This window comes from Spirosoma lacussanchae, from assembly GCF_005870035.1.
Lineage (GTDB): Bacteria > Bacteroidota > Bacteroidia > Cytophagales > Spirosomataceae > Spirosoma > Spirosoma lacussanchae.
This window is the reverse complement of record NZ_SWJG01000001.1, coordinates 2035059-2061750: the sequence shown is the minus strand read 5'-3', so window position 1 is coordinate 2061750 and position 26692 is coordinate 2035059. Positions and strand designations below refer to the sequence as shown.

General features: G+C 53.3%; 25 protein-coding genes and 1 tRNA gene. 7 read left to right on the top strand and 19 right to left on the bottom strand.

Translation table 11 applies throughout. The annotated features are described in order from the left end of the window. Nucleotides 1-4 precede the first annotated feature (4 nt). From FBR45_RS08560 to FBR45_RS08540, 5 genes are all read right to left on the bottom strand, one after another. A complete protein-coding gene (locus FBR45_RS08560) occupies nt 5-670 on the bottom strand; it encodes an SGNH/GDSL hydrolase family protein (protein ID WP_138501124.1) in 666 nt (221 codons plus the stop codon). 207 nt (nt 671-877) lie between these two features. Continuing rightward, nucleotides 878-1324 carry an Hsp20/alpha crystallin family protein gene (locus FBR45_RS08555; RefSeq protein ID WP_138501123.1) on the bottom strand — a complete coding sequence of 149 codons (447 nt, stop codon included), beginning with the start codon at nt 1322-1324 and terminating at the stop codon, nt 878-880. 51 nt (nt 1325-1375) lie between these two features. Beyond that, nucleotides 1376-1636, bottom strand: a complete 261-nt coding sequence (locus FBR45_RS08550; protein ID WP_138501121.1) for a hypothetical protein — start codon at nt 1634-1636, stop codon at nt 1376-1378. A 168-nt stretch (nt 1637-1804) separates the two neighbouring features. Continuing rightward, nucleotides 1805-3136, bottom strand: coding sequence for a gluconate:H+ symporter (locus FBR45_RS08545; RefSeq protein WP_138501119.1), 1332 nt, complete (start codon nt 3134-3136; stop codon nt 1805-1807). Between the two features lie 15 nt (nt 3137-3151). Beyond that, nucleotides 3152-4426, bottom strand: a complete 1275-nt coding sequence (locus FBR45_RS08540) for an McrC family protein (protein ID WP_138501117.1) — start codon at nt 4424-4426, stop codon at nt 3152-3154. A gap of 949 nt (nt 4427-5375) precedes the next feature. On the opposite strand from FBR45_RS08540, the gene FBR45_RS08535 reads away from it, so the two are divergent. Then, on the top strand, nt 5376-8483 hold the full coding sequence (locus FBR45_RS08535; RefSeq protein WP_138501115.1) for a SusC/RagA family TonB-linked outer membrane protein: 3108 nt from the start codon (nt 5376-5378) through the stop codon (nt 8481-8483). 25 nt (nt 8484-8508) lie between these two features. Continuing rightward, the gene (locus FBR45_RS08530; RefSeq protein WP_171044855.1) at nt 8509-10026 is read left to right on the top strand and encodes a RagB/SusD family nutrient uptake outer membrane protein; all 1518 of its coding nucleotides are present in this window, start codon (nt 8509-8511) and stop codon (nt 10024-10026) included. A 69-nt stretch (nt 10027-10095) separates the two neighbouring features. Here FBR45_RS08530 and recG read toward each other — a convergent pair whose 3' ends face one another. The 6 genes from recG to FBR45_RS08500 all read right to left on the bottom strand — a co-directional run bounded on the left by recG (nt 10096) and on the right by FBR45_RS08500 (nt 15854). Then, nucleotides 10096-12204 (bottom strand): ATP-dependent DNA helicase RecG, encoded by a 2109-nt coding sequence (gene recG / locus FBR45_RS08525; protein WP_138501111.1) that lies wholly within the window; start codon nt 12202-12204, stop codon nt 10096-10098. Nucleotides 12205-12288: 84 nt separating this feature from the next. Further along, nucleotides 12289-13713 carry a DUF5723 family protein gene (locus FBR45_RS08520; protein WP_138501109.1) on the bottom strand — a complete coding sequence of 475 codons (1425 nt, stop codon included), beginning with the start codon at nt 13711-13713 and terminating at the stop codon, nt 12289-12291. A 167-nt stretch (nt 13714-13880) separates the two neighbouring features. Continuing rightward, nucleotides 13881-14483 (bottom strand): NifU family protein, encoded by a 603-nt coding sequence (locus FBR45_RS08515; RefSeq protein ID WP_077919891.1) that lies wholly within the window; start codon nt 14481-14483, stop codon nt 13881-13883. Between the two features lie 157 nt (nt 14484-14640). After that, entirely contained in the window at nt 14641-14934 is a 294-nt protein-coding gene (gene rpmA / locus FBR45_RS08510) for a 50S ribosomal protein L27 (RefSeq protein ID WP_077919892.1), read from the bottom strand. 80 nt (nt 14935-15014) lie between these two features. Then, a complete protein-coding gene (gene rplU / locus FBR45_RS08505; protein ID WP_077919893.1) occupies nt 15015-15332 on the bottom strand; it encodes a 50S ribosomal protein L21 in 318 nt (105 codons plus the stop codon). A gap of 72 nt (nt 15333-15404) precedes the next feature. Beyond that, nucleotides 15405-15854, bottom strand: coding sequence for a PaaI family thioesterase (locus tag FBR45_RS08500; protein ID WP_138501107.1), 450 nt, complete (start codon nt 15852-15854; stop codon nt 15405-15407). A gap of 130 nt (nt 15855-15984) precedes the next feature. On the opposite strand from FBR45_RS08500, the gene FBR45_RS08495 reads away from it, so the two are divergent. From FBR45_RS08495 to FBR45_RS08485, 3 genes are all read left to right on the top strand, one after another. Next, nucleotides 15985-16746, top strand: a complete 762-nt coding sequence (locus FBR45_RS08495; protein ID WP_138501105.1) for a phosphosulfolactate synthase — start codon at nt 15985-15987, stop codon at nt 16744-16746. A gap of 73 nt (nt 16747-16819) precedes the next feature. Continuing rightward, nucleotides 16820-17467 carry a DedA family protein gene (locus FBR45_RS08490; protein ID WP_138501103.1) on the top strand — a complete coding sequence of 216 codons (648 nt, stop codon included), beginning with the start codon at nt 16820-16822 and terminating at the stop codon, nt 17465-17467. Nucleotides 17468-17532: 65 nt separating this feature from the next. Further along, nucleotides 17533-18282: a shikimate dehydrogenase family protein gene (locus tag FBR45_RS08485; protein ID WP_138501101.1), complete on the top strand. Its 750-nt coding sequence runs from the start codon at nt 17533-17535 to the stop codon at nt 18280-18282. Nucleotides 18283-18327: 45 nt separating this feature from the next. Here FBR45_RS08485 and FBR45_RS08480 read toward each other — a convergent pair whose 3' ends face one another. The 5 genes from FBR45_RS08480 to FBR45_RS08460 all read right to left on the bottom strand — a co-directional run bounded on the left by FBR45_RS08480 (nt 18328) and on the right by FBR45_RS08460 (nt 22537). After that, a complete protein-coding gene (locus FBR45_RS08480; RefSeq protein ID WP_246082155.1) occupies nt 18328-18945 on the bottom strand; it encodes a glycoside hydrolase family 25 protein in 618 nt (205 codons plus the stop codon). 251 nt (nt 18946-19196) lie between these two features. Next, nucleotides 19197-19439 (bottom strand): hypothetical protein, encoded by a 243-nt coding sequence (locus tag FBR45_RS08475; RefSeq protein WP_077919897.1) that lies wholly within the window; start codon nt 19437-19439, stop codon nt 19197-19199. Nucleotides 19440-19563: 124 nt separating this feature from the next. Then, the gene (locus tag FBR45_RS08470; protein ID WP_138501099.1) at nt 19564-20199 is read right to left on the bottom strand and encodes a peroxiredoxin; all 636 of its coding nucleotides are present in this window, start codon (nt 20197-20199) and stop codon (nt 19564-19566) included. A 165-nt stretch (nt 20200-20364) separates the two neighbouring features. Then, the gene (locus tag FBR45_RS08465; RefSeq protein WP_138502029.1) at nt 20365-21030 is read right to left on the bottom strand and encodes a response regulator transcription factor; all 666 of its coding nucleotides are present in this window, start codon (nt 21028-21030) and stop codon (nt 20365-20367) included. A gap of 4 nt (nt 21031-21034) precedes the next feature. Further along, the gene (locus tag FBR45_RS08460) at nt 21035-22537 is read right to left on the bottom strand and encodes a sensor histidine kinase (RefSeq protein ID WP_246082154.1); all 1503 of its coding nucleotides are present in this window, start codon (nt 22535-22537) and stop codon (nt 21035-21037) included. 157 nt (nt 22538-22694) lie between these two features. Here FBR45_RS08460 and FBR45_RS08455 point away from each other — a divergent pair, with 157 nt between their 5' ends. After that, the gene (locus FBR45_RS08455) at nt 22695-23183 is read left to right on the top strand and encodes a DUF3299 domain-containing protein (RefSeq protein WP_138501095.1); all 489 of its coding nucleotides are present in this window, start codon (nt 22695-22697) and stop codon (nt 23181-23183) included. Nucleotides 23184-23247: 64 nt separating this feature from the next. Here the strand turns inward: FBR45_RS08455 and FBR45_RS08450 are convergent. Then, nucleotides 23248-23321 (bottom strand) — tRNA-Ala (locus FBR45_RS08450). Nucleotides 23322-23476: 155 nt separating this feature from the next. Here FBR45_RS08450 and FBR45_RS08445 point away from each other — a divergent pair. Next, nucleotides 23477-23731 carry a GIY-YIG nuclease family protein gene (locus FBR45_RS08445; RefSeq protein WP_077919902.1) on the top strand — a complete coding sequence of 85 codons (255 nt, stop codon included), beginning with the start codon at nt 23477-23479 and terminating at the stop codon, nt 23729-23731. A gap of 65 nt (nt 23732-23796) precedes the next feature. Here FBR45_RS08445 and FBR45_RS08440 read toward each other — a convergent pair whose 3' ends face one another. Then, complete coding sequence (locus FBR45_RS08440) at nt 23797-24408, bottom strand: C40 family peptidase (protein ID WP_138501093.1); 612 nt, start codon at nt 24406-24408, stop codon at nt 23797-23799. A gap of 88 nt (nt 24409-24496) precedes the next feature. Next, entirely contained in the window at nt 24497-26626 is a 2130-nt protein-coding gene (locus FBR45_RS08435; RefSeq protein ID WP_138501091.1) for a Tex family protein, read from the bottom strand. Between the last annotated feature and the right edge of the window lie 66 nt (nt 26627-26692).

The following is a 26692-nucleotide window of genomic DNA, read 5'->3' as shown; positions in this document are numbered from 1 at the left end:
TTGGTTATTTGACCTGAAGCAGAACGGGCTTCATCTGATCGGCTACAAACTGATTGCCGGCTTCGTTGAGGTGGACCCGATCCGTCGTCAGGATACCGCGGTCTTTGTTTTCGGGGTTGTTTTTCAGGTTATAGTCCTGAAATGCCTTTCGCAGATCAACCAGGGGCAGATTCTGCCGTTTGGCCAGATCGCGGATAAACTGGCTGTATTGGTTCAGGTCGCCGTCTTGCTGGTTGGTCATGTCGTTTTTTTCGCCGATAGCAGCTGGCGTACACAATACCACACGCACGTTGGCGGCCTGAAGCTTTTTCACTACGGCCTCGTAGAAGCGCACAAACTTGTCGGGGTCGGTGCCTGTACCTGAGGTAGCTTTGTGCCATACGTCGTTGACCCCCACCCAGATGACAACTACATCGGGCTGTTTGGCCAGCACGTCTTCGTCCATCCGCAGAAAGAGGTCATAAATCTTGTTACCACCAATGCCGGCGCCAACCAACTCATACTGATCAGCCGATACCATCGATTTCAACCGATCAATGTACCCCCCCGGCTTTATACCAGCCTGGGTAATTGAATCGCCAAAGAAAACTACACGTTTGGGTTTGGCCGCAGTCATGGCCAGAAGTCCGACAAGCAGACTGATAAATGAAAGGCGGAAGAAAGTTGTCATGCTGACTAAAGCTCATTGCCCCGGTTCACTACCCGTAATAGCCTCCTCCACCCTCTACATTTCCTGTACTTAACCACGATAAGACCTGACTTCATTCACCGGGTTATCGTTCGCGCTTCTGCTATTCTGCCAGCAACACGTCCTGATCTATAACAGAAGGGCCAGACCGCAGCTGCGGTCTGGCCCCTAGCGAGACAGCTTAGAGCATTAACCCACCGTAATCGTCTGGGCGGGCTGGTTCGTTTCTGGATTTTTGGGCAGCGTCACCTTCAGGATACCATCGGCATACGAGGCCGAAATGGCCTCTGTCAGCACCTTGCCATTTAATCGAAATGACCGTTCGAAAGCGCCCTGTCGGTACTCCTGGTAGGTATAACCGGATTCGGCATTGTCAGCACCGCTACCGGGATAGCTGATCTGCAACACATCTTCTTTCACCGTCAGCGCAACGCTCTCTTTTTTCAGACCAGCCGCGTAGAGCGATATAACGAACGCGTCGTCGGTTTCTTCGATGTTAACGGGCGGCTGACTGCTGCCTGGGCGCCAGCCAAAGCTACTGAACCGCCCCCGTCCCCAGGATTCGTTAAACTTACTGCGGCCCCAGCCTCCGCAACGGCCTTTATAATCTGATTGAAATGCGTGTTTATGATACATGGTTGTGTGTTTTAGTCTTGTGTTTACACTGTACTGTCTGCGATGGTCCGATTAGTGAATCGGGATTACCCGGTCATACGCGACCCGGCTCATGGGCGAGCGATAGGCTGAATTATCGATGGATATGATAGTGGGGGAATGCCAGCCTACCCGCTCGGCCGAATGAGTAAACTGACTCGCTATTAAGCCACCTACTACCCGTACCACCAGGAAAGCAGCCGCAGCTACCAGCAGGAGCTTAATCAGAAGAGATAGTAAAAAAAGGGCCATCCCGGCCAAGAGGACTACGCCTGCTACTCGCCAAATTCTCATGTCGTTGTCTGATTTAGTGATTTGTTCAGAGCAACCGGACACGGCTGGCTTATGATACCGAATGGATCGGGCTGTTCCGCTCAATCCGGCCCAGGCTGCTCTACAGGGGTAGTCGCAGCGCGGGGTATTTATATTGTAAGGAGAAACAACTTTTTTTCTGCCGGCTGCTTATACCACCAGGTTAAGCGCCAAAACGCCGAGCAGGCCGATGATCGAAACCAGCGATTCCATCACACTCCAGGTGCGGAGGGTATCGTTGATGCTAAGGTTGAAATATTCTTTAAAGAGCCAGAAACCAGGGTCGTTGATGTGCGACAGCATCAGGCTTCCTGACCCGATAGCCAATACCATTAGCTCGGGATTGACGTGCTGCGACTGAATCAGGGGCAGAATAATGCCGACCGTTGTCAGACCCGCTACCGTGGCCGAACCTACACAAACGCGGATTACGGCCGCCATGCCCCAACCCAGCAACAATGGAGACATATTGATCCCGGCCAGTTGGGCACCGATGTACAGGCTTGTACCGGAGTCGTTGAAAATCTGCTTCAGCGCCCCCGCTCCGGCAATAACCAGCAATATGGGAGATGCCGCCTTGATGGCTTCTTCGAGATCTTTCATGACCGCTTTCATGGTGGGCCGCTTACCGGTTTCGTCGGGCCGGAGCCCCAGCGCGTAGACGGCAACCAGAACCGAAACCAGCATGCCTATGTAGGGCTCGGCCATCAGCGCCACGATGCCGTGCAGCACCGTTCCTTCGGTAAGCATCCCTTTGAGCGGACCGAAAAGCGTTAGTATCACGACCGGCAGCAGAGCCACAAAAAAGCTGATACCGGCCCCCGGCAGATTAGTAACGGGTACTTCCCGAATGTTGAACAGCTGCCGGTCGGGTTTGGGCTGAAAACGGCCCAGCGTTTTGCCAAATATAGGCCCCGCAATAACGATGGCGGGCGTTGCCACGATAATACCGTAGAGCAGGGTACGGCCAATATTGGCGTTTAGCTGACCCGCAATAGCCGCCGGTGAGGGGTGTGGAGGCAGGTACCCATGAGCCACTGACAGCGCCGACAGCATTGGTATGGCCACCGTCAGCAAGGGCAACCCCGATGAAGCCGCAATGGTAAAGATAAGCGGAACGACAATGATAAAGCCGGCATTGTAAAACAACGGAATGCCGATAATAAAACCTGCCAGTGCCAGCCCCCAGCGGATATTTTTAATGCCGAACCAGCCAATCAGCACGTTGGTAATGCGCCGGGCCGCTCCGCTTTCGGCCACCAGACGCCCCAGCATAGCCCCGAAACCAATGATCAGAACCAGGTCGCCCAGGGTGCCTCCGATGCCAGTCTGTATCGATTTGCCCACGGCCGCAATACTCATCCCCGATGCCAGCCCTATGCCCAATGAAACCAGAACGAAGGAAATGAACGTATCGAGGTTGACAACGGCAATCAGGAAAACAAGGGCCAGGATACCGATAAACGTAAGGATAAGGGGCATGAGCGGCAGGTTTTGTCAGGATAAAGCGTATTTCGCCAGTTTTTCTACTTCTGATGCCAGCGGTTGCGACGGATCGAAAGGGATCACATGCAGGCGGGTTGATGCGTCATAGCCAAACCGCGCCAGGGGTTGCCGGAATGTCTCGTTGGTCGGGTAGATCAAAAACAGATCGTCGGCTGCGTACTTTTTCCCGTACGCAAAGAGCTGGTACAGATCCGCTTGCTCGATGCCGTAGTTACCCTGCCCTGGCTCCTGACCGTTCACGAATTTCCATTTCGTATCCAGCAGCAGCGTCCGCCCATGCTGCCGAATCAGAATATCGGGGCGCAATTTGAATTTGGGAGAGCCGACGTGTTCATCGACCAGATGCGCCGATGACTCCTGCACCGATACGACGCCTTCATCTGGCCAGTAGGTTCGCATGCCGTAGGCGACGTAATCTTCAAAAACGCGCTCCATCGGAAACAGCAGCGACTGTTCGGTAACAGCGCCCTGACGAACCCCAAAAGCCCGATGGCCAAGCAGCGCTACCGCCCAGCGCAGCGCGGGTTCGTACCGCGCAAACAACCGGTTGGTCCGGCGGCTGGCGATCCTGTCGGCAACAACCGAGTCGGACGCTGGTACGTCGGCCAGTGCATGGAGCATCTGCCCGAGACGCTGCCGGTTCGTTGCGTTGGCAGAGCGCTCATTCAGAAACAGCAGCGCCGATTTGAGAATCCGGTTCGGGGGAATATTGATCGTCAGCGCATCGTAACAGACCGCCAGCCGTTCGGCGTGGTGAGCATGGTCGCGTTGCTGACGGGTGGCCTGAAACTTCCCCTTCCAGAATCGTTCGCTGGCCTCGACCGATACATACGCCTGCTGTATTCCCTGCCGCATCAGCGGAACCAGAGCATCCAGGAAAGCGGCAATGAACACTTCCCAGAGCGGTAACCGCGAAGGCCCCGTTCGGGCGTTGGGCAAAGTTCGAAACGGACTGTTGCGGAGGTGGCGTAGCATCCTCAGCAGTGTAGTTCGTGACTCGGCTGGCGCCCCGATTTTGGGCAAAATTTCCAGTTGTGTACCGTCGGCCAGTCCCAGCAGACCAATGTAATTTCTAAAGCGAACGTACTCCTGCCCTTTTTTAACGGTCAGGGTCAACAGCAGATCCGTCTCGTTATCACTAAACGCCAGTTGTCGAAGCGCCTGAAAGGCGGAGTCGGGCAATACCTGTATCTCGTCGCCGGTATCAGTGCCGTACCGATCGCTGGTAATCAACCCATTCTCAACAACCGAAAAAATCGTGTGCATAGCCAGGCTCACAGAGCGGGCCGGGTCTGACAAATCCCGGCCCAGGTTTTACCAGCCAAAGGTAATTCAGTACCGGGGTTTTGTGACAAATACCTACTATAATCCCCGGCGCTTTGGTTGGCGGGGATTTCGTGTTTAACCAGGCCTCATTGGCAAAATCATCAACTGGGCAGGGTATCTGGCCCGGCCAAACATGCAGACTCGTCTCCTACCAGCTGGTCAGACAGGGGTGAATGATGCCGTTTGGTACTTATTGCTGTGGCTCTATATAAGGTAAATTGTTACTAACACTGTCTATTTCTACGGCCGCGGGTTTGGGCATCGACCGAGTAGCATTGGTCTGAACGGGTTGGTTTACTTGCGGTTCAACATCGGGTGCCTGACAACCGGCAAGCTGGAGCAGCGTTGTGAGAGCGATTACACTGAGCAGTAAACGGGTGGCGGAGCGGAGTTGCGTTTTCATGGAATAGAAACCGGTTGGTAGGTATCGACTGGCGGACTATCCGCTTTGGTCGAGTCAAAGGTCCGTCCCACACCCAGGAAGCTATGTCAGCTTTGAGTAAATTCCTGACACAATTGGGTTAACAGCCTTATCTCTGCGGGCCGGTAGGCAGTTCTACGACCAGCCCAGACAAAAACGGGCGAAAAAAACAAGCTACCATGATCTGAATGTGCCTGACAACCTGATAGCCCCTAAATTAGACCAGACTGGCTCTTTTTCTGACTTACGTTTACCTCTGGTATCTATACTGGCGAAGTATTTAGGGTAAAATTAAATTACTCAGTGAGACAGACTGGCTAATTAGTATTACTACTTAACAGTTCGTACCGTATTGATTATGTTAGGGTTAAAGCGAATATTTAAAATTTTTCTTTATATTATATCACACTCACCATTATAATAATTCCTTATTCACCTTTACGTGTGTAGTACCAAAATAACTCTTTTATGAAGAACACTATACATCGCTGCTGGGTGACTGGCGGCATGTTACTGAGTAGCACCTTTGTTATGCTACCAGCGGTAGGGTTGGCCGATACGCCAAGCATTAACCGGCAGGTTGCCGTTACGGTATCCGGCCAGGTCAACGATGATCAGGGTAACGCACTACCCGGTGTAAACATTCTGCTTAAGGGCACCTCTCAGGGAACCACTACAAATGCCGAAGGACGTTTTTCGCTCACGATTCCTGATGGCCGGGGTACGCTGGTTTTTTCGTACATTGGTTACCTGAGTCAGGAAGTGCCGGTCAACAACCGGTCGACCCTGACCGTAACGCTCCAGAACGACACCAAAGCGCTCAGCGAGGTGATCGTGATTGGCTACGGTACCGTAAAGAAAAGTGACTTGACCGGTTCGGTCGCTTCAGTCGGTAGCAAAGAACTCAAAGCGTTTCCGATAGCCTCGGTCGATCAGGCCCTGTCAGCTCGCGCTACGGGGATCAACGTTACCCAGGCATCGGGCGCACCGGGTGGTGGGGTAACGGTTCGTATCCGGGGTGCAAACTCCATCAATGCCGGCTCCGAGCCGCTCTACGTCATCGACGGATTTCCGATCTACCCCGACAATGGTGCGCTGAGCGCCGGGGGTAACCGACAGCCGACCAACGCCCTGGCTTCAATTAACCCGTCCGATATCGAGTCGGTCGAGATTCTGAAAGACGCTTCGGCCACCTCTATCTATGGATCACGGGGAGCTAACGGGGTCGTACTGATTACGACGAAACGGGGTAAAGCCGGTTCAACCCGAATCGATTATGACGGGTCGCAATCCGTACAAAGCATTGCCCGGGAGGTAAAAGTGCTGAACGCGGCCGACTACGCCCGCTATCAGAACCTGCGGGCCCTGTCGCGGAACCAGACGATTCCTTACCCCAATCCGGAGCAGTACGGCGAAGGTACCAACTGGATGAACGAAATCACCCGTGCCGGTTCCATCGCCAATCACAACCTGACGCTGTCCGGCGGTAACGAAAAAACGCAGTTTGCCGTGGCAGGTGGCTATTTCCGGAACGATGGGGTGGTGAAAAACTCCTATTTCGAACGGTATAGCCTACGCCTGAACGTCGATTCGCGCTTTCTGAACGACAAGATGCGCGTCGGTACGAGCACTACGTTTTCCCGGTCGGGATCAAACGCCGTAGCCACTGACCGGGGCGGCCCGGGTGGGTCGGCCATTATCACCGCCCTCGGCCAATCGCCCCTGGGTCCGGTGTATAACGCGAGTGGCGGCTACGACCTCGTTTCTTACGATGGCCGTTTCCTGACGAACCCGCTGGCTCAGGTGCTGGAACCGGTTGATGGCGACGTTCAGAACCGTATTCTGTCAAACAACTACGTGCAGGCTGAGCTGGCCAAAGGGTTATCGCTCCGCTCCAGCATTGGTTTCGACGTGGTCAACACCAACCGGACAACGTTCTATAACCTGCAAACCGTCGACGGTCGCAATTCGGGTGGTTCACTGGGCAAAGAGTCGCGGTATGTGCTGAACTTCCTCAATGAGAACATCCTGTCCTATAACCGGCAGCTGGGCGAAAATCAGACTATCGACGCGCTGGTCGGCTATACTTATCAGACCGACAATAACCAGCGTTTCGGTACCTCTACGCAGGGCTTTACGGTCGATAACTTCCAGACAGCCCGCCTGCAGGATGGTCTCCGGCCCCAGATTCCGTACTCGTACCGCGATACCTGGGCGCTGAAGTCGTTCCTGGCCCGGGTAAACTACAACCTGCTGGGTCGCTACCTGTTTACACTGACTCTGCGCCGTGACGGTTCGAGCCGGTTTGGCGAAAACAACAAATGGGCTAACTTCCCATCGGTAGCCCTGGGCTGGCGGATCAAAGACGAATCCTTCATGCAGGACATCAAAGCCGTCAGCGAAGCCAAACTGCGGGCCAGCTACGGTATTACGGGAAACTCGAACATTCCGACCTACCGCTCACTGGCTGCGTTGAGCACCACGAACTACCTGGGTGGCTCGGGGCTGCTGCCAGGTCTGGCCGAGTCACGCGTGGCTAACCCCAACCTGAAGTGGGAAACAACGGCAATGTTCAACGTAGGTCTTGACCTGGGTCTGTTCAGCAACCGGCTCAACGTAACGGCCGATTACTTCTACAACAAAACCACCGACCTGCTGCTCGATGTAGCCCTGCCAACCAGTACGGGTTTCAGCACCTCATTCCAGAATGCGGGCTCGCTCAGAAACACCGGATTTGAACTGGCGCTGAACGGCGTCATTATCAATAATCGGAAGCTGCGCTGGGATGCTACGGCCAACGTATCTTTTGTCGACAATAAAATTCTTGACATAGGACCCAGCGCGCCCTTCTATGCGGGTAGCCCCAGTGGCCACTTAGGTGTTGATGGCAGCTACGTTGCACCCGGTCTGGCCATCGGCTCGTGGTATGGTTACCACTACATTGGTCTGTTCCAGAGCACCCAGGAGATTGCCAGCAGCCCAAGTATCGTTGGCGATAAGCCCGGCTATCCGCGCTATCAGGACGTCAACGGCGACGGTACCATCACGCAGGCCGACCGGACCTACCTGGGCAACCCGAACCCAAAAATGATCTGGGGTTTCAACACGAACCTGACTTATGGTGCGTTCGACCTGAACCTGTTCCTGCGCGGCACCCAGGGTAACAAAGTCCGGAACCTGCAGCAGTCTGAGATGGCCGATGGCGTTGGTAACTATAACCAGGCTTACGACATCCTGACAACATCCTGGACGCCTGAGAACCCGAACGCAACCCGCCCGGTTATTGACGCCACCCGCGACTTTGCCAACTACTACCGCCGGTCCGATTTCTTCATTGAAGATGGCTCGTTCATCCGCCTGCAGAATATCTCGCTGGGCTACCGGCTGCCGCAGATCAAATCGATTCGCAATGCCCGCATTTACGTAAGCGGCCAGAACGTATTCCTGATTACCAAGTACCGCGGCTTCGATCCCGAAGTCAACAACCAGGGCCAGAGCAGCCTGAACCGGGGCGACGACTACGATGCCTACCCACGTCCACGTACGCTCACCCTGGGTCTGCAAATTGGCTTATAACCAGATTTCATAAACAGACATGACCATGAATCGTATTACATCCCGAATTTTGCTCATGACAGCCCTGACCGGTGGTCTGGCGCTTACCGAGTTTGGTTGCAAAGACCTGACCGAACAGCCCGACTTTGTCAGCCCGTCAAGTTTTTACCGCAATACCAGCGACATCCGGTCGGCGCTGAATGCGGCCTATCGCGAACTGAACAACGAGTGGTTCAATACCTATTACAACCGCTCGGTATTTGACTGCGCACTCGGCATTCAAACCGGATACGAGAAAGGCCCCCAGTATTACAAACAGGGTGGCTATGCTCCCTCCGATGATTACATCGGCACGTACTGGGCTCAAAATTACCGGGGCATTAACCGCACCAACGCGGTAATTGAACGAGCGCCTGGGGCAAACATGACCGACGCTGAACGCAAAGCGGTACTGGCCGAGGCCAAGTTTCTACGGGCGTTTTATTACTACCAGCTGTTTGTCTTTTTTGAGAACATTCCGGTGCTGGATAAGCCAACAACCGAACTGGGCTCTTATCAGTCGAACGAAGGCGGTAAGCAGAAAGCGCTCGACCTGATGATTGCCGACCTCAAGGCCGCCGAAGCCGATCTGACTACTACCGCCGACGGATCGGGCAAACCCACCCGCTGGGCGGCTAAGACGCTGCTGGCGAAGGTGTATCTGGAAAACAAGAACTACCAGCTCGCGGCCGATAAAGCCAAGGAGGTAATTGACCAGAGCGGCCTGAAGCTGTTTACTGACTTTGCCAACAATTTTGATGTTGCTAATAAGAACAAGGGAGAACGCCTGTTTGAAATTCAGCAGAGTTTCCTGGCCACAGCCGGTGCGTTGTATAACAACATGCACGCGCACTTTACCCCCTCTGACTGGGACGGTGGCGATCCGACCGCACTTACTCCCGGCGACAATGTAACGGCAGCTGGCTGGGCCGATGCCTGGATTGTAGGGGCTATCCCCTTCCGCGAGTCGTTCGACGCGACGGACAAACGGATTCCGGCCACCTTCATGACCCAGTATCGATCGAAGAACGCCAATGGTCAGGTCGTTCGCTACAGCCCTACGGCCCGGTCGCCATTCGTGGCTCAAGGCAGCCCGGAGCGGTCGTATAATAACGTCATTTTCAACAAGTTCATCGAGTACAACACGGGCGGCTGGAACAGGACCGAGAAGAACTTCGTGCTGCTGCGGCTGGCCGATGCCTACCTGGCTCATTCTGAAGCGGTCAATGCCGGCGCCACAGGCGATGCTTATATGGGCATCAACGCGGTTCGGGCGCGGGCCGGTCTGGCTCCGCTGGCAGGTCTGTCGAAAGATGCGCTGCGGGAGGCTATTTTCAACGAGTGGATGAAGGAATTTGCCGGCGAAGGCTGGGCCTTCAACCACGCCCGTCGCTTCAGCAAAACCAATGAGCTGATTCAGAAATACGCCGGGCGTACGGTCTCGGGTGATAAATTCCGGCTGCTGCCCCTGCCCTTCGTTGAAGTCAACACGAATAGCGGTGTGAAGCAGAACACAGGCTGGTAAACGTTACTTTCTGCAAAAAGCCCAACCAGAACGTCTGGTTGGGCTTTTTTTAGGCGAGTCAGTGTACTATCAGGAAATGCGCCCCCAATTGCTCTCCGTCTTGCGGAGGCTTTCGATATGATTCCGTATAGGCGCATGCTGCGGCAATACCAGCTCCGGATCGTCCTGCAGAATAGCCTGCGCCGACTCCCGGGCAACGGCCAGGATAGCCCCATCTTTGGCCAGATCGGCAATCATCAGATCCATCACCCCGCTTTGCTGCGTACCGGTCAGGTCGCCGGGGCCACGTAGTTGCAGGTCCACATCCGCGATTTCGAAACCGTTGTTGGTCCGCACCATGGTTTCCAATCGGGTTCGGGTGTCGGTGCTGAGTTTGTAGCCGGTCATCATGATACAGTATGACTGATCGGCACCGCGCCCAACCCGTCCGCGCAACTGGTGCAGCTGCGAAAGCCCAAACCGCTCGGCACTTTCGATGACCATAACGCTGGCGTTCGGCACGTTTACCCCTACTTCAATAACCGTGGTGGCTACCATGATCTGAGTTTCGCGATTCAGAAACCGCTTCATCTCGTCGTCTTTCTCGTACGGTAGCATCTTGCCGTGCAGAATGCCGATCTCATAGGTTGGCCGGGGAAAAGCCCGCTGCATACTCTCGAACCCGTCCATGAGGTCTTTGTAGTCCAGCTTTTCCGATTCTTCGATCAGCGGATAAACCACGTACACCTGCCGGCCCAGTTCCAGTTGCTGACGCATGAAGCCGAATACCTCGGCGCGGTGCTTATCAAATTTATGAACGGTTTTTATCGGTTTACGTCCTTTGGGCAGCTCGTCGATCACCGAGACGTCGAGGTTACCGTATAACGTCATGGCCAGCGTACGCGGAATGGGCGTGGCCGTCATGACCAGAATATGCGGGGGTACGGTTTCGTTCTTCCGCCAGAGTTTAGCCCGCTGGGCCACCCCAAAGCGGTGCTGCTCATCAATAATACACAGTCCCAGATTTTTGTACTGAACAACGTCTTCGAGGAGGGCATGAGTCCCGACTAGAATATGCATCTGCCCCGACTGCAACTCCTGGTGCAGCACAGCGCGCCGTTTTTTATTCGTTGAACCCGTTAGTATACCAATATTGAGGCCCATAGCGTCGGCAAAGGGCTTTAGCCCGTTGTAGTGCTGGTCAGCCAGAATCTCGGTGGGAGCCATCAGGCAGGCCTGGGCTCCATTCCCTATGGCCATCAGGCAGGCAATGAACGCTACAATAGTTTTGCCGCTTCCTACATCGCCCTGTAAAAGCCGGTTCATCTGTTTACCGGTCAGAAAATCAGCGTAGATCTCCCGAATTACCCGCTGCTGCGCCCCGGTCAGTTCGAACGGTAAGAGTTCATTGTAGAAATGCTTCATCAGCGAAGTGTCCCTGAAAATCTGACCGGGAAATTCTTCTTTCTGAATCAGCTTATTTTTAATCAGCCGCAGTTGATTGTAGAATAACTCCTCGAACTTGAGCCGTCGTTGGGCCTGTTTGAGCCAGCCCTGGTTCTGAGGCAGGTGAATATTCCAAAGCGCTTCCCGCTTGCCGATGAGCCGGTATTTCTGAATCAGCTCTTCGGGTAGGGTTTCATGGATATGCGGCCAGGCCTGTTCCAGCAGAATCCGCATCATTTTCCCGATCAGCTTACTGTCAATGTGCCGCTTCCGTAGTTTATCGGTAAGGTTATAGACCGGAAAAAATCCAGCTTCGTGTTCACCGCCCGTAGCCAGATTGTCGAGTTCGGGGTGTACAATACTGAACTGCCCGCTGAATGACTGCGGTTTTCCGTATGCAATGTACTCGCCATTGCGCCGGAGTGTCTTTTCGATGTATGTAATCCCCTGAAACCACACTAGGGTCATGCTACCGGTACCATCAGTAAAATTGGCCACCAGCCGTTTTTTGGGGCCCTCCCCCTCCAGGTACCAGTCGCGAAGCCGACCCCGTACCTGCGCCGACGGCATCGAGTCCATCAGTTCACTAATGGTATAATAACGCGACCGGTCATCGTACCGAAAGGGGTAGTACTGGATCAGATCACCGTAGGTAAACAGATTCAACTCTTTGTTGAGGAGTTCTGTGCGCTGCGGGCCTAAGCCTTTGAGGTAGAGAAGGGGCGTATCGAAAAATGTGGCTCGCTCGGTCATGCGTGACCCATCAAATGGCGTTAAAACATCGCTATTTGATCAAATTTACGCAATTCTAGGCAAACTAGTCAACCAGGATGGGTTTCAGTCTTCGTCGGTTCGGCCAATGCCAAAGGCAATCCCACCGTAGACGTCGAGGCCCCGGGGTCGGATTCCGTTCGATCCGTTCCCGACCAGCCCCAGAAAATTGTCAGTCCCCAGCCAGGCAGGGCCAACCCGCAGCGATGCGCCGACCATCAGCCCCCGGTTGAGATAGAGCATCGGCAGCGCCACACTCACCAGACGGGTGTCATAGCGGGGTGTAATTGCCAGCAGCGAAGGCTGGTGTACCGACTGCGCACCGGCAGACCGGACATCCTGAAAATACGTTATGTTCAGCCCGGCGCCCAGTGGGCTCTGGTAATCCCAGGTTAGGTTGAGTGAGGTGGGCAATCCCGTACGGAACTGATTCTGGTCCGGGCTACGGCCCGTGTTGAATTTATCCTGAATGATCCGCGCAATCTGCAGCGTACCGGCTGTGTTGTTAAAATCGCTGCTTCTAAACTGCACGGGCTGCTGCTGCACCGACGCATAATCGTATTGCTCGCCTTTGTAACGTATGCTGCCGATGTCGGTTAGGGCTAGTCCAATCTGCCAGGCCGGACTGTCGGCATCGTACTGGCTAATATAGGTTAACCCCAGATCGAGACCGAACCCGCGGCCTGGAGACGATGGACTCAGCAGGGTACTGGGCGTAAGCGTGCGGTTCTGCAAAAAAGTTGTGTAGCTAAGCGTGGCATCGAGTCGATTTACTTCCAGAATAGCGCTGTTGGGCTGATCAGGATCGGCGATGACACGGTAATCGAGCCCCCGGTTAATGAGGCTCTGGGCATTATACCCCAGCAGCACTTTGGCCGTAGCTCCCAGCAACAACCGTCGGCCGTCGGCTTCGAGTAACGTACCGGCATAAGTAAGCCCAACCTCCGAATAGGTGCTCGTGTTTACACTAAACTGGTTATTGCTGCTCGGTATGCCATACAAGGCTCCGTCTTCCAGCCCCGCCCGAATTGCGGAGAGCAGCGACTGCGATGCGCCCGTCAACTGCCCGATGGCCCGAAAACGGGTAGTTACGGCAAAAGCACTGCCTTCATTGGTTTTCACTAACAGCGAAGGCCCTCGCACTTCGCCCCATAGCGTGCCATTCTTAGGTCGACCGTCCAGATTCTCGCTGGTATAGTCAGACTCGAAGCGCACTGATCCATCAGGTCGCCGGTACTGATCGGGTACGGTGCCGGTTATCAGCCCGAGTAGCGAGAATGGAGCCTGATAGCGAACGTAATTATTATCGACGTGCAGGTTGGCAACGAACCCGTTCAGGTATACCCGGTTTTGTACATCGGCTGCCAGAGCCGGGTTGATATACAGCCGATTGGTACCACCTTGGCGGCTGGTCGATATACCCAGCATATTCTGGGCAAAACTGGCTGTGGACGTTACAAAAAACGCCCCCAGCATCAGCGAAAACTTCATGCAGTGGCAGGTTGAATGGAAAACTGTCATGCAAAGTAAACGCGAATTACTGAGGGCTGTTCGGCTTGTGTCAGTTTTATCGAGTAAGTGGAAATCGAAGTATCACCCAACGAATAATACCTGGTATCAAACCAAGGTATATGAATCCGCGGGGCGGCTGGCTCTGGTTATACGCCTTCTGCCTCCACCAATTTCACTTCCGGCACCAGACGGGTCAGCAGATTTTCGATACCTGCTTTCAGGGTCAGCGTTGACGACGGGCACCCGCTGCATGAGCCCTGTAGCTGCACTTTTACGGTACCGCTGGGCTCGTCGAACGAATAAAAATTGATAGCTCCCCCATCCGATTCGACTGCCGGTTTGATATACTGATCCAATACGGCTTTGATCTTCTGAACCGTTTCGGAGTCCATGTCAAGCTTGGCCGAGTTGGTATCCATTGTGCGCTGGGCAAACACGGGTTTCTGTTCGCTGAAGTACTCTTTCAGGAACAGCTTCACTTCAAACATCACCTCGTCCCAATCGGTCTCTTCATCTTTGGTTACCGTAATAAAATTAGCCGAAATGAACACCCGACGTACAAAGTCAAACCCAAACAAAGCGACGGCCAGGGGCGAATGTTTGCCATCAACGACCGCTTCGGCGGGGGTGGCATAGTCGAACGACAGCCCGGCCGGCACAAGTTCAAAATTGACTACGAACTTCATCGAGTTCGGGTTCGGGCTTCCTTCCGTGAAAATGGAGACAGGGCGGTTCAGTGCAGGATTCATATCTTATCTGGTTTATAGTCTGGTTAGCCATGCAGCGCCAGTCATTCAGGTGGCTGGCGCTGCATGGCTAACAGCCAGGGCGTTTTTTTAGTTTTTGCCCGTAAAAAAACCCGCCTGACCAGAGCCAGACGGGTTCAGTTTCATCGATAAACGCGACTTATTCAGCAGCAACCGGTGCTGTTTCAACAACCGACGGACCGGCTGGAACGATGTCAACGTACGAACGGCTATCGCGGCCGGGACGGAACTTAACAGTACCATCGACGAGGGCGAAAAGCGTATAGTCTTTGCCCAGACCTACGTTTTTACCCGGATGATGTTTTGTACCGCGCTGACGAACGATGATGTTGCCGGCAATAGCCGACTGGCCACCGAACAGTTTCACACCCAAGCGTTTGCTGTGCGAATCGCGGCCGTTTTTGGAACTACCTACACCTTTCTTGTGTGCCATTTTTCCTGGAGTTTGGTATTTTCAGACTTTGGCTAGCCGGAAGTTTACCCTCGGGTAACCGGACCTGAAAACGCAGTACCTTAAATAGTGATGTCTTCAATCATGACCTTGGTCAGGTACTGACGGTGGCCGTTTTTCTTTTTGTAGCCTTTGCGACGCTTCTTTTTGAAGACGATAACTTTTTCGCCCTTCAAATGCTCGACGATTTTGGCGGATACCGTCGCGCCGGCGACAGTGGGTGCACCAATGGTGATGCTACCTTCGTTGTCAACCAGAAGAATTTTCACCTGGTCGGAGGCAAGCGCAGCGTCCACATCGCCCTCTAACCGGTGGGTATAGATGGAACGACCCTTCTGGATCTTGAATTGCTGCCCTGCGATCTCTACGATTGCGTACATGATCTGTGTGTAAATTGGAAATTAGGGTGCAAAAGTAATTTATTTTCAGCACAGTCACAAACAAATACCGGGCTAAATACCTGGCTTCACTGAGGTTTGAATAAGATTAGTAGCACATTTGGCAATTACCTTCCCATCGGTCGCCACAATGCGGCCTTCGCAGTGAATAATGTTTTTGCCCGCCCGCAGTACCTGAGCCGTGGCCGTTACCGTATCGCCCAACCGGGCCGCATGCAGAAAATCGACGTTCAGATTGACCGACGTATAAGCATATTCGCGTCCTAGCGTAAACACGGTTGCGCCGATCAGGTCGTCCAATATGCCGGCAGCCGCTCCGCCATGTAGTACACCCGCCGGGTTGGTCATATCTTCCCGGATGGTATACTCAGCCGTAAGCTGTCCTGCTTCGGCGGATCGGATGATTCCGTTGAGCCAGCGACCAAATGGCGAAATACTGGCCCGCATGTCGCGCCCGATCATGGAGCGAAATAAATCAAGACGTGGGTTAGCTGGATTGTCCATATCCGGCAAAAATAGCACTAAACCAAGCGAAACGCTTATCTGGCTCGATTAATTATGGACTTTCTTGGGAGTAATAGACGAGTTATGCTACTTTTGGGCGATTTTACAGATGCCTATTCAATTGAACCGAATGAACTATACGCTTACGCAACTTCCCGACCGTACCGCCAAACCACGCAATAGTGGGCTGACAATGGTTATGGACAAGGGGTTGAGTCTACGCGAAGTAGAAGACTTTCTGTCCACTTCCGCCGACTACGCTGACATTATCAAACTAGGCTGGGCTACTTCTTTCGTTACCCCTCATCTTAAGGAAAAACTGGCAATTTACCGCTCTGCCGGCCTGCCCGTATACTTCGGTGGTACGCTGTTCGAAGCCTTTGTGGTACGCAACCAGTTCGACGACTACCGGAAACTGCTCGACAAATATGACATGCAGTACGCCGAAGTGTCGGACGGATCGATTGAGATGGAGCAGGACGATAAGTGCAACTACATCCGCCAGCTCGCCACCCAGGTAACGGTTCTGTCGGAGGTGGGTTCCAAAGATGAAGCTAAGATCATTCCACCTTATAAGTGGATCCAGCTGATGAAAGCAGAACTGGCGGCCGGCGCCTGGAAAGTGATCGGCGAGGCCCGCGAAGGAGGAACCGTTGGTCTTTTCCGGTCGAGCGGTGAAGTTCGGCAGGGGCTGGTCGAAGAAATTCTTACCCAGATTCCGTTCGAGAGCATTCTGTGGGAAGCCCCCCAGAAAGAGCAGCAGGTCTGGTTTGTCAAATTACTGGGAGCTAACGTTAACCTAGGCAACATAGCTCCCCACGAGGTCATTCCGCTCGAAACGATCCGGCTAGGACTTCGGGGCGACACCTTTTCCCACTTTCTTGACAAATAAGACCCTGTTTACAGGATTGAATCGCCGGGCGCGGTCATAGTATCTCTGACCCTGCAGGCCGAAAACTCCACTTATGGAACTCATCAAATCACTTCTGGATTTCCTGCTTCACCTGGATCGGTACCTCGACTTGTGGGCTAATGAATACGGGATACTGCTGTATGCCATTCTATTCCTGATTGTCTTCACCGAAACGGGTCTGATCGTGATGCCTCTCCTGCCGGGCGATTCGCTGCTTTTTGCTGCGGGTGCTCTGGCCGCACGAGACACGAACGAATTAAGTGTCTGGGTGATCATTCCGCTGCTAATTGTTGCGGCTCTCCTGGGTGATAACGTCAACTACTTTGTAGGCAAGTTTCTGGGCAACCGGATCAAATCCCGCGAGCGGATCCTGTTCTTCAAACGCGAATACATCTCCGAAACCGAGAAATTCTATGCGAAATACGGTGGCCGCACGGTCATCATTGCCCGGTTTATCCCGATTGTGCGCACCATTGCCCCCTTCGTTGCCGGCGCGGGCAGCATGAACTACGGCACCTACATCCGTTTCTGTATCGTGGGCGCCATTTTGTGGGTATTCAGCATTACGCTACTGGGCTTTTTCTTTGGAAATTTTCCGATTGTTCAAAAGAACTTCGAGCTGGTTGTTTTCGGTATTGTTGGTCTCTCGATCATGCCAATCGTTGTTGAGTTTGCCAAGAAGCGTTTACGCAAAGGGTGAGTAACAGGGGTTTTATCGGTGCTTTTGCCCTTTATCCAAAACACCATGATAAAACCCCTCCTCTCATGCCTCGTTACGGTCTCATCGGGTACCCGCTTACCCACTCGTTTTCCCAACGGTATTTTACCGAGAAATTCGCCCGCGAGGGCATCGCCGACAGCCGCTACGATCTGTTCGAGCTTCCGGCAATTGACGGACTGACCGACGTATTACAAACTCCGGATCTCCGCGGCCTGAACGTAACCATCCCTCACAAACAGGCCGTACTCCCCTACCTGGACCGGCTCGATGCGTCGGCCCGAAAAGTAGGGGCGGTTAATGTGATCAGGCTTGAACAGGATGGCTCACGCACGGGCTATAATTCCGATTACTACGGCTTCAAGACCTCACTCAGCAACTGGTTCTATGAACTGGGTATCAGCCTGCTGTCCTATAACGGCCAGGCGCTCGTGCTGGGGACCGGTGGCGCATCCAAAGCCATAACGGCGGCCCTGACCGATCTAAAGATTGCCTACCGGCTCGTTTCCCGTCATAAATCGCCCGAGACGATTACTTACGACGAGTTGCCAACCTTCATCCATAATTACCGGCTTATCATTAATTGCTCGCCCGTCGGTACCTATCCGCATACGGACGAAGCCCCCAGTCTGCCATATGGGCAAATTACCAGCTGGCATCTGTTTTATGACCTGGTCTATAATCCGGCTGAAACATTATTTATGAAGCTGGGACGCGAGCGCGGTTGCGCTACCCATAATGGACTGCGTATGCTGGAACTACAGGCTGAAAAAGCCTGGGAAATCTGGCAAAGTTAGTTACCGACCACGGCTATCCTGAACGCTACGGCCTGACGCAGCAACTCATAGGCAAATATCGCTGAGCCGGTCTTCGTCCATCACGAACACGTTAAAGTCGACCCGACCGCGAATACCCTGTACCCAGCCGCTCTGGCTGTGCTGCCACAGATAAAGATGATCAGCATCGTATTGCCGGAGGTGCGTGGTTGAATAATCCGCAATCCAGAGGGGATAATCGTTGAAGTTGCCTTTGATGTACCGCCGGTACAAATTGCCGTTGGTGTAGATCATGGGGCGAACGTTATAATGGTCTTCAATGGCTTCGAGCCACTGCCGTAACCCGTCAATGATGACGATGTCTGACTGCCCGTTTGTGACTTCAAAATCAACGACCGGTACGAAATCGCCTTCGCCCAGCTCAACCGTCCGGATGAAGTTATTTGCCTGCTTGATAGGGTCGCGGGTGGGATGATAGAAGTGGTAGGCCCCCCGGCGCAGGTTCGACTTTCTGGCTTCCCGCCAGTTTTTGGCAAACTGCTTATCGCTCAAAGTAGCGCCTTCTGTGGCTTTGATAAACACAAACTGGAGCCGCACTCCCTCGGCCTCCATAGCCCGAACCCGCTTCCAGTTGATTCGGTCATTGTGCCGCGATACATCGATACCGTGAATACCGAAACGCATAGGAAGCCGAATACCAAAGGCGGATACATGCCGCCAGTCCATTTGGGCTTTCTGTCGCGACCGGAACCACCAGCCAGCAACCAGTAAAATCAGGCAGGCGGCTATCCAAAAACCATAACGTCTTAAAATTATCTTACCCAGAACGCGGGACTTCATGCCATTCAAAAACTTAGAGCCCGCAAATTACGGCTTTAAAACGAATGTAGCCCGAACGGGAACGTCCGGGCTACAGGATGAAGGGCATACTTGATCTAATCGCTGCCTTCCAGTTTAACCACTTTATTATAGAGACCCAAGATAAGAATAGGAGCCGCCCACTGCCCAACCAGCAGCGCTTCATGCCGTTTGCCACTGGCGTAAACAGCCGCTGCGGCTGCCAGGGCCCCCAGGCCACCCCACAGAAACAGGTCAGACGGCAACTTGGCGGTCTGTTGTTCAATGGCCTCAGCTACTGGTCCCTCATCATGTTGCGGATTCAAATTTCTCTTTGCCATAACGTTGATGTTAGTTTGGTTGCTACAAAATTCCTAACCGGTAGCCGGGCATATTGTTCAGGGGGTAATCAGCCTGTTTGCCACCGGCAAATCAACTAACCGCCCCCTGAACAGACACTACCAATTACTTATTTGGCTGCGGGGTAGTACGCAGATAGGGCTTCACAAACGTTACCCCTTTGGGAAATTTAGCGTCCAGCTGATCATTAGCTACGGCGGGGGTAACAATCACATCCTCACCATCTTGCCAGTCGGCAGGAGTCGCTACCTGATAGTCGGCGGTTAGTTGCAGCGAGTCGATAACCCGTAACAGTTCGTTAAAATTACGGCCGGTAGAAGCCGGGTAGGTCAACGTCAGTTTTATTTTCTTATCCGGTCCGATTACGAATACTGAGCGAACGGTCGCCTTCTCACTGGCATTCGGATGGATCATGTCATAGAGCGTAGCAACGGTGCGGTCGGCATCGGCAATGATCGGGAAATTCACTTCTGATCCAGTAACGTCTTTAATATCGGGAGTCCAGCGGTTGTGCGAATCGAGATCATCGACCGATACAGCAATCACCTTGACGTTACGCTGGCCAAACTCATCTTTAAGCAAAGCCGTCCGGCCCAGTTCCGTGGTGCAAACGGGCGTGAAATCAGCCGGGTGTGAGAACAGCATGCCCCAAGATGTGCCGAGCCATTCGTGAAAGCGAACTCGGCCCTGGGTTGTATCAGCCTCAAAATCAGGGGCAATGTCTCCTAAGCGAAGTGACATAAGTTAACGGGGTTTTAGTTAATAAATCCTATCAAGTTAATATATTAATCCAAAAAGGATAAAACCGGCTTTGGACCGGTTTCACAGGGCAAACGTAGAAAAGTTTTGTAGAGTTCGTTCATACCTGAAAGGTCTTTTTTGGAGACCTTTCAGGATTATGTATCATCAGATCAATTTCTCCTCAACAGCCATCCGGACCAGCTCGGCAGCATTACGCACCTGGAGCCGACGCATCATATTAGCCCGGTGATTATCGACAGTCCGAACGCTGAGTTGTAGTTTCTCGGCAATTTCGCGGCTGCTCATTCCATCGATGAGATAGTGTAGAATCTCTTTCTCCTTGTTCGACAATTTCGACTGGCGCTCAACCCGGCTATTTTTCTCGCTTTTTTTCAGCTGCTGCATATAGCCGCTCAAAATAATCGATGCTACGGGCGAACTGTAATATTTCTCGCCTGAGGCAATGGTCCTGATGGCTTTAATCATTTCATCAGACGACGAGTCTTTCAGGATATAACCATACGCCCCGGCTTCTACCGAGCGCAAGATATAATCTTCGTTATTATGCATAGACAGCATCAGCACCCGTACCTGCTTATAGTGTTTGCTGATCACCTGTGTTGTCTGGATACCTGACATGCCCGGCAGCGAGATATCCATCAGAATGATATCTGGTAATTGCGCTTTACCATTCTCTTCGGCCAGATGAGCTTTGAGCTTATCCAGTGCTTCTTCGCCGTCATTGGCTTCGTCGATAATCTCCAGCCCTTCGGCCTGTTCAAGGAGTAACCGGATTCCATCGCGAACAATGGAATGATCATCAACAAGCATCAATTTAGTAATTGTCATAGTGCGCAGGTTGCGTTTTATAGGGGATACTGACCTGTACTTTGGTCCCTTTCCCTGGTGTTGAGTGAATTTTAAATTTTCCATTGAGCAGGTTGACCCGCTCCTGCATGTTATGAATTCCCTGAGAAGGAGTCCTTTTTTTACTAGCAGGTTGCAAGCTGGTTTCTGCGGGTTCGTTCCCGTTTTCGGTAACAGCCCCCAGACCAGCCACCCGGAATCCCCGACCGTTATCGGCCACCGTTAAGTATAAAACGTTTTCCCGTTCAAGCAGTTCAATTCTGACCTGAGTTGGCGAAGCATGTCGGATGGCGTTGCTGATAGCTTCCTGCGTAATACGGTACAGGGTGATCTCCAGATTACGATCCAGCCGGGGCATGCTGGGCGTCAGATTGGTAACGAACGTGACGTCTACGGCTTCGCTCCGGTCGTGTTCGGCCAGCATTTTGATGGCAGGTGCAATGCCGAAGTCGCTGAGTACGCTCGGCATCAGATTGTTGGAAATGGTGCGGGTTTCCTGGATGGTTTGGGTAACGAGGGTCTTAAGTGTGCGCAGGTTCTTGCTGTAGGGCGCCTTGCCCGAACTCTCTGCCCCGTTCAGCCGGTTCAGGCTGGCCTCGAGACCTTCGAGCTGCAGCTTGATGGCCGTCAGCATCTGCCCCAGCCCATCGTGTAAATCGCGCGACAGTCGTTTACGCTCTTCTTCCTGGCCGGCAATAAGCCCTGAGGTTCTGATCTGTTGTTCGTGGATTCGTTGCTGGTATTGCAGTTTGGTGGCTTCGTAAAGCTTCTGCCGGGTTTCTTTCAGCGATTTGTTCGCACTGATCAGCTTTCGGTTGGCGGCTGTGGTCTGGTTCTGAGCCTCGACCAGCTGCATAAAAGTTTGGCGAAGGCGCCGGGCTGCCGGTCTGAAAATCAGTCCTCCTATCCCGATCAGCACCACTACCGTAAAGATGTACAGGTAGAGCTCAACCGCCTGCAGCCAGGCCAGTTTTGACCGCAGTTCAGTGGTATAGACACGCACAATTCCGTCGATCTCCTCCAGAAATGGCTTTTCATTGGCCAGGAGCAGATTTAGGCTGGCCTGTGCATCAGGTCGTTTGAGGTCGTCGGGCTCGCGGAGGGTAATCAGTTGCCGAACGCTGCGCTGGTACGCTTCGAACTCGGGCCGAATTTCTTTGTATAGCTTTCGAACTGTCTCGGAATTAGGGACAGATACATCCCGGTCAACAACTTTTCCTTCGCGGCCTTCCAGATGGTACTGTTCAAATTTGACAAAAACCTGCTGAATCTCGGCCACTTTTCGGGCGAAGCTGACGGGCTGACTAATCCGGCTTAGCTGGAGCGCCTGTTTGACAATCTGCTGACTCTGATGACGTTGGAGGGCGGTATAGCGAATTATCCAGAGCTCATTCTGGAAGGCATGGAGTCGCCACTGCGTCAGGCCCTGCCCTGCGGTGAGCAGAACGGCCAGCGTGATCAGCAGGGTCATGTACAGTCTGGTGAACCGTACGGGAATTGCCGCGCTATCTTTTGTGTTATCGTTGAGTAAATCGGACACAATAAGGCCTGAACGAACAAATTGAATCAGTAAAAGTAATCTTTTTACGTAATTTTACCGTAATCCTTATCAATAAGTGCCCAACACTATGCATCGGCTACTCATCGCATTATTCGTCGTTTCTCTGACAGCCACGGCTTTTCGTCCGCTGTTGCCCGCTCTCCCGACCCCTGTTTCGGCTGCCCCGACGGCCGAGCCGGTCAAACTATCGTGGGAGGCCCTTCGTGACGTAACCTTCAAGAAAAAGTGGTACGCCGAAGAATCGGTTTACATGTTATATCCGACGTTTGGGGCGGGTATTCAGAAGCTCAATGGGAAAGCCGTCGAGCTGACTGGCTACGTACTGCCGGTCGATCTGGAAACGAATACCTACGTGCTGTCAGCCTTTCCGTTCAGTGCCTGTTTCTTCTGCGGGGGCGCAGGTCCAGAGTCTGTCGTATCGCTGAAGTTCAAAAAAGCGGGTAAAAAATTCAAAACCGATGAGCGTCGTACGTTCCGGGGCACGCTGAAGCTGAACGCTGATAACATTTACGAACTGAACTACATCCTGTCCGACGCCGAAATGATTGAAGGCTAAGCGCAGCAAATCATATCAAACAAAAAAACCACTCGTTATGAGTGGTTTTTTTGTTTTCCAAGGGTGGAGAATATCGGATTCGAACCGATGGCCTCTACAATGCCATTGTAGCGCTCTAGCCAACTGAGCTAATCCCCCGGGCGTTTTTGTGGGTGCAAACATCGGAAAAAAATCAGGTCGTGTCAACTCTAACCGCAAAAAAATTCTCCCCGTCCAATAAATCCTCCATTCAGTCAGGTAGTGTTTGTTTTCCGTGAACAATGCCGTAGCTTTGGTAACAGTCCCTACATACTATGCATACAGTTTATATTATCTACAGCCCCTCAACGGACCAATACTTTATTGGTCAGACGAAAGATTTACGCATTAGCCTGTGGCAGCACAATGCCAAAACGAACCCGGCCACGGCCAATGGTAAACCCTGGGAGGTTAAGTTCACCCAACCGTTTGCTACCCGTAATGAAGCGTTGAGTTTGGAGATGAAACTGAAAAACAAGAATCGAACAACCCTCGAAGAATTCATTGGCAATGCACAACCGGTGCTCTAGCCCACTAAAAAGCCCACGTTTGCACGTGGGCTTTTTAGTCTAATATCTACCTAGTTCACAGCGCCTTAAAATGGCCGCAGGGCTTTGACAAAGCGCCCCTTAAAATAGTCGGCATAAAGATTATCTTCACGCACCCCCCGCGATGAAGAGGCATGAATAAACCGGATGTTATTGGGGCCATTTACCTCCGTCACGATTCCCGTGTGTGACACATACCCAGCCTGTCCTTTGTCTGGTACGAAAAAGAGCAGATCGCCCGGCGAAATTTCATTCACCTCTACTTCACGACCCACCTCCGACTGTTGCCAGGAGATGCGCGGCATTCTGAGGCCTACCGTATTGAAGACGGCGTATACCAGGCCCGAACAGTCAATGCCATCGGACGTATTGCCGCCCGAGCGGTATGGGGTACCTGTATAGGTACGGGCTATTTTAACCACCTCCGGCACGTAGCGATTGAGGTAGGTACGGCTGTCTACCACTTTTCCGGTTGGCGCTTTGGGAACGGCTGGTGGTCGGCTAGTGGCCGGCCGACGGGCAACGGTTTTTGTGGCGGCAGGACGGCGGCTCACCGAGGGACCGGAAGAACGGAGCGCTTCACAGGCGCTCAGGGTCGTAAGCAGACAGGCACTGAGTAAAACGGGTTGGCCAATGGCCCGGAACCAGCGTAGTGACATACGGATGGGGTTAGGATCGTAGCAACCGGAAGGTCGATTCGCTGGAGCAATACCGGGGCGACCTTCCGGTTCGGTGCGTAATGGCAACTTAATTAACTTTCATGGATAACGCAATGCGCTTACGGGTCGTATCTACCTCCAGCACTTTTACACGTACTTTCTGGTAGACCTGCACCACCGTTTTGGGGTCAGCGACGTATTTGTCAGCCAGTTGTGAAATATGCACGAGACCATCCTGCTTGACGCCAATATCGATAAAGGCCCCGAATGCCGTGACGTTCGTAACAACACCGTTCAGGACCATACCCTCGTGCAGATCGGTAATAGAGCGGATACGATCGTCGTACTCGAATACCGACAGCTGTTCCCGGGGATCACGACCAGGCTTGTCCAGTTCAGCCAGAATATCGCGCAGGGTAGGCAGTCCTACCTCGCTGGTTACGTAACGTTCCGGTTTGATCTGCCGGCGCAGATCGGGTTGTTGAATGAGGGTAACGACATTGCTTCCCATATCCGCTGCCATGCGCTCTACGAGGGCGTAACGTTCGGGGTGAACGGCACTGTTATCGAGCGGGTTTTCAGCTCCTTCTATACGCAGGAATCCGGCACACTGCTCATAAGCTTTGGGCCCCAGCCGGGGTACCTTGCGGAGTTGTTCGCGCGACGTAAACGCGCCGTGCTGCGAGCGGAACGAAACGATGTTGTCGGCTAATTGCGGGCCCAGTCCGGATACGTACCGCAACAGATAAGCACTGGCCGTGTTGAGGGATACCCCCACCTGGTTCACGCAACTCTCTACCACCGTATCGAGGCTCGACTTCAGTTCGGTCTGGTCAACGTCGTGCTGATACTGTCCTACCCCAATCGATTTGGGGTCTATCTTGACCAGTTCGGCCAGGGGGTCCATGAGCCGCCGGCCAATGCTAACCGCGCCCCGTACGGTAACGTCCTGATCAGGAAACTCAGCCCGCGCGGCTTCGGAGGCCGAGTATACCGAAGCCCCCTGCTCACTCACCATAAATATTGGTTTCCCGAGGTTCAGACCCTGGACAAACGCTTCCGTTTCTCGGCCGGCCGTACCGTTACCGATGGCAATTGTATCTATCCTGTGCTGATCGACCAGCTTTTGTACCACTTGTGCCGCCTGCTGCTTTTGGTTCTCTGACTGAAACAGATACAGTACGGTGTGAGTGAGCAGGTTACCCTGTGCGTCCAGGCAAACGGCTTTGCAGCCGGTGCGGTAGCCGGGATCGATAGCCAGTACCCGCTGCTGGCCCAGCGGGGGGCTGAGCAGAAGCTGCCGCAGGTTGTCGGCAAAGATAGTAATAGCGGCCGCGTCGGCTTTCTCTTTGGCCAGCCCCGAAAATTCGGTCTCGATAGCTGGTTTCAGTAATCGTTTGTAGCCGTCCCGAATGGCCAGAGAAACCTGATCGCGGCTGGCGGTTGTGCCGGTACCAACCAGAAACTGACGGTCTAGCCGCTCCAGCGCAGCCTCTTCGGCCGGGCCGATGTTCACCGTCAGAAAACCTTCGGCTTCGCCCCGGCGTATCGCCAGCAACCGATGGGATGGTACCCGCCGAAGTGGTTCGGCATAATCGAAGTAATCGCTGAATTTAGCGCCGTCTGCCGCTTTCCCTTTTTTAACAACGGATCGAACAATGGCCTCGCGTTCGAAGAGGTTACGGATGCGCTGCCGGGCGTCGGCATCTTCACTGATACGCTCGGCCAGTATATCGCGAGCGCCCTGCAACGCATCGGCAACGGTAGGCACGACGTCGGTTAGGTAACGTTGGGCGGCCCGTTCGGGATTTGGTTCCCGTTGCTGCAGCAGCAGGTTGGCCAGGGGTTCCAGTCCTCGCTCCATGGCCAGTATAGCCCGCGTTTTCCGCTTCTGTTTGTAAGGTAGGTATAGGTCTTCAAGCGCCGTGAGGGTATCCGCAGCTGCCAGTTTCTGACGGAGGTCGTCGGTAAGTTTGCCCTGGTCAGCAATTGCTTTTCCGATCGTCTCCCGACGTTTGTCAAGATCTAGCAGTTTTTGGGTTGTTTCTTTGATCTGCCCGATCTGCACCTCATCCAGCTGGCCGGTCGCTTCCTTACGATAGCGGGCTATGAACGGTACGGTGGCTCCTCCGTTGATAAGATTGATTGTGGCCGTTACTGATGAAAGCTTGAGGCCAAGTTTGTTGGCTACGCGTTGTTCGAGCGAAAGTATGGTCATGCAATAAGGGAATAGACCGTATTGGACAGATCGGCCGGCAACGGATGCCTGGCAGCTTCTACTTCT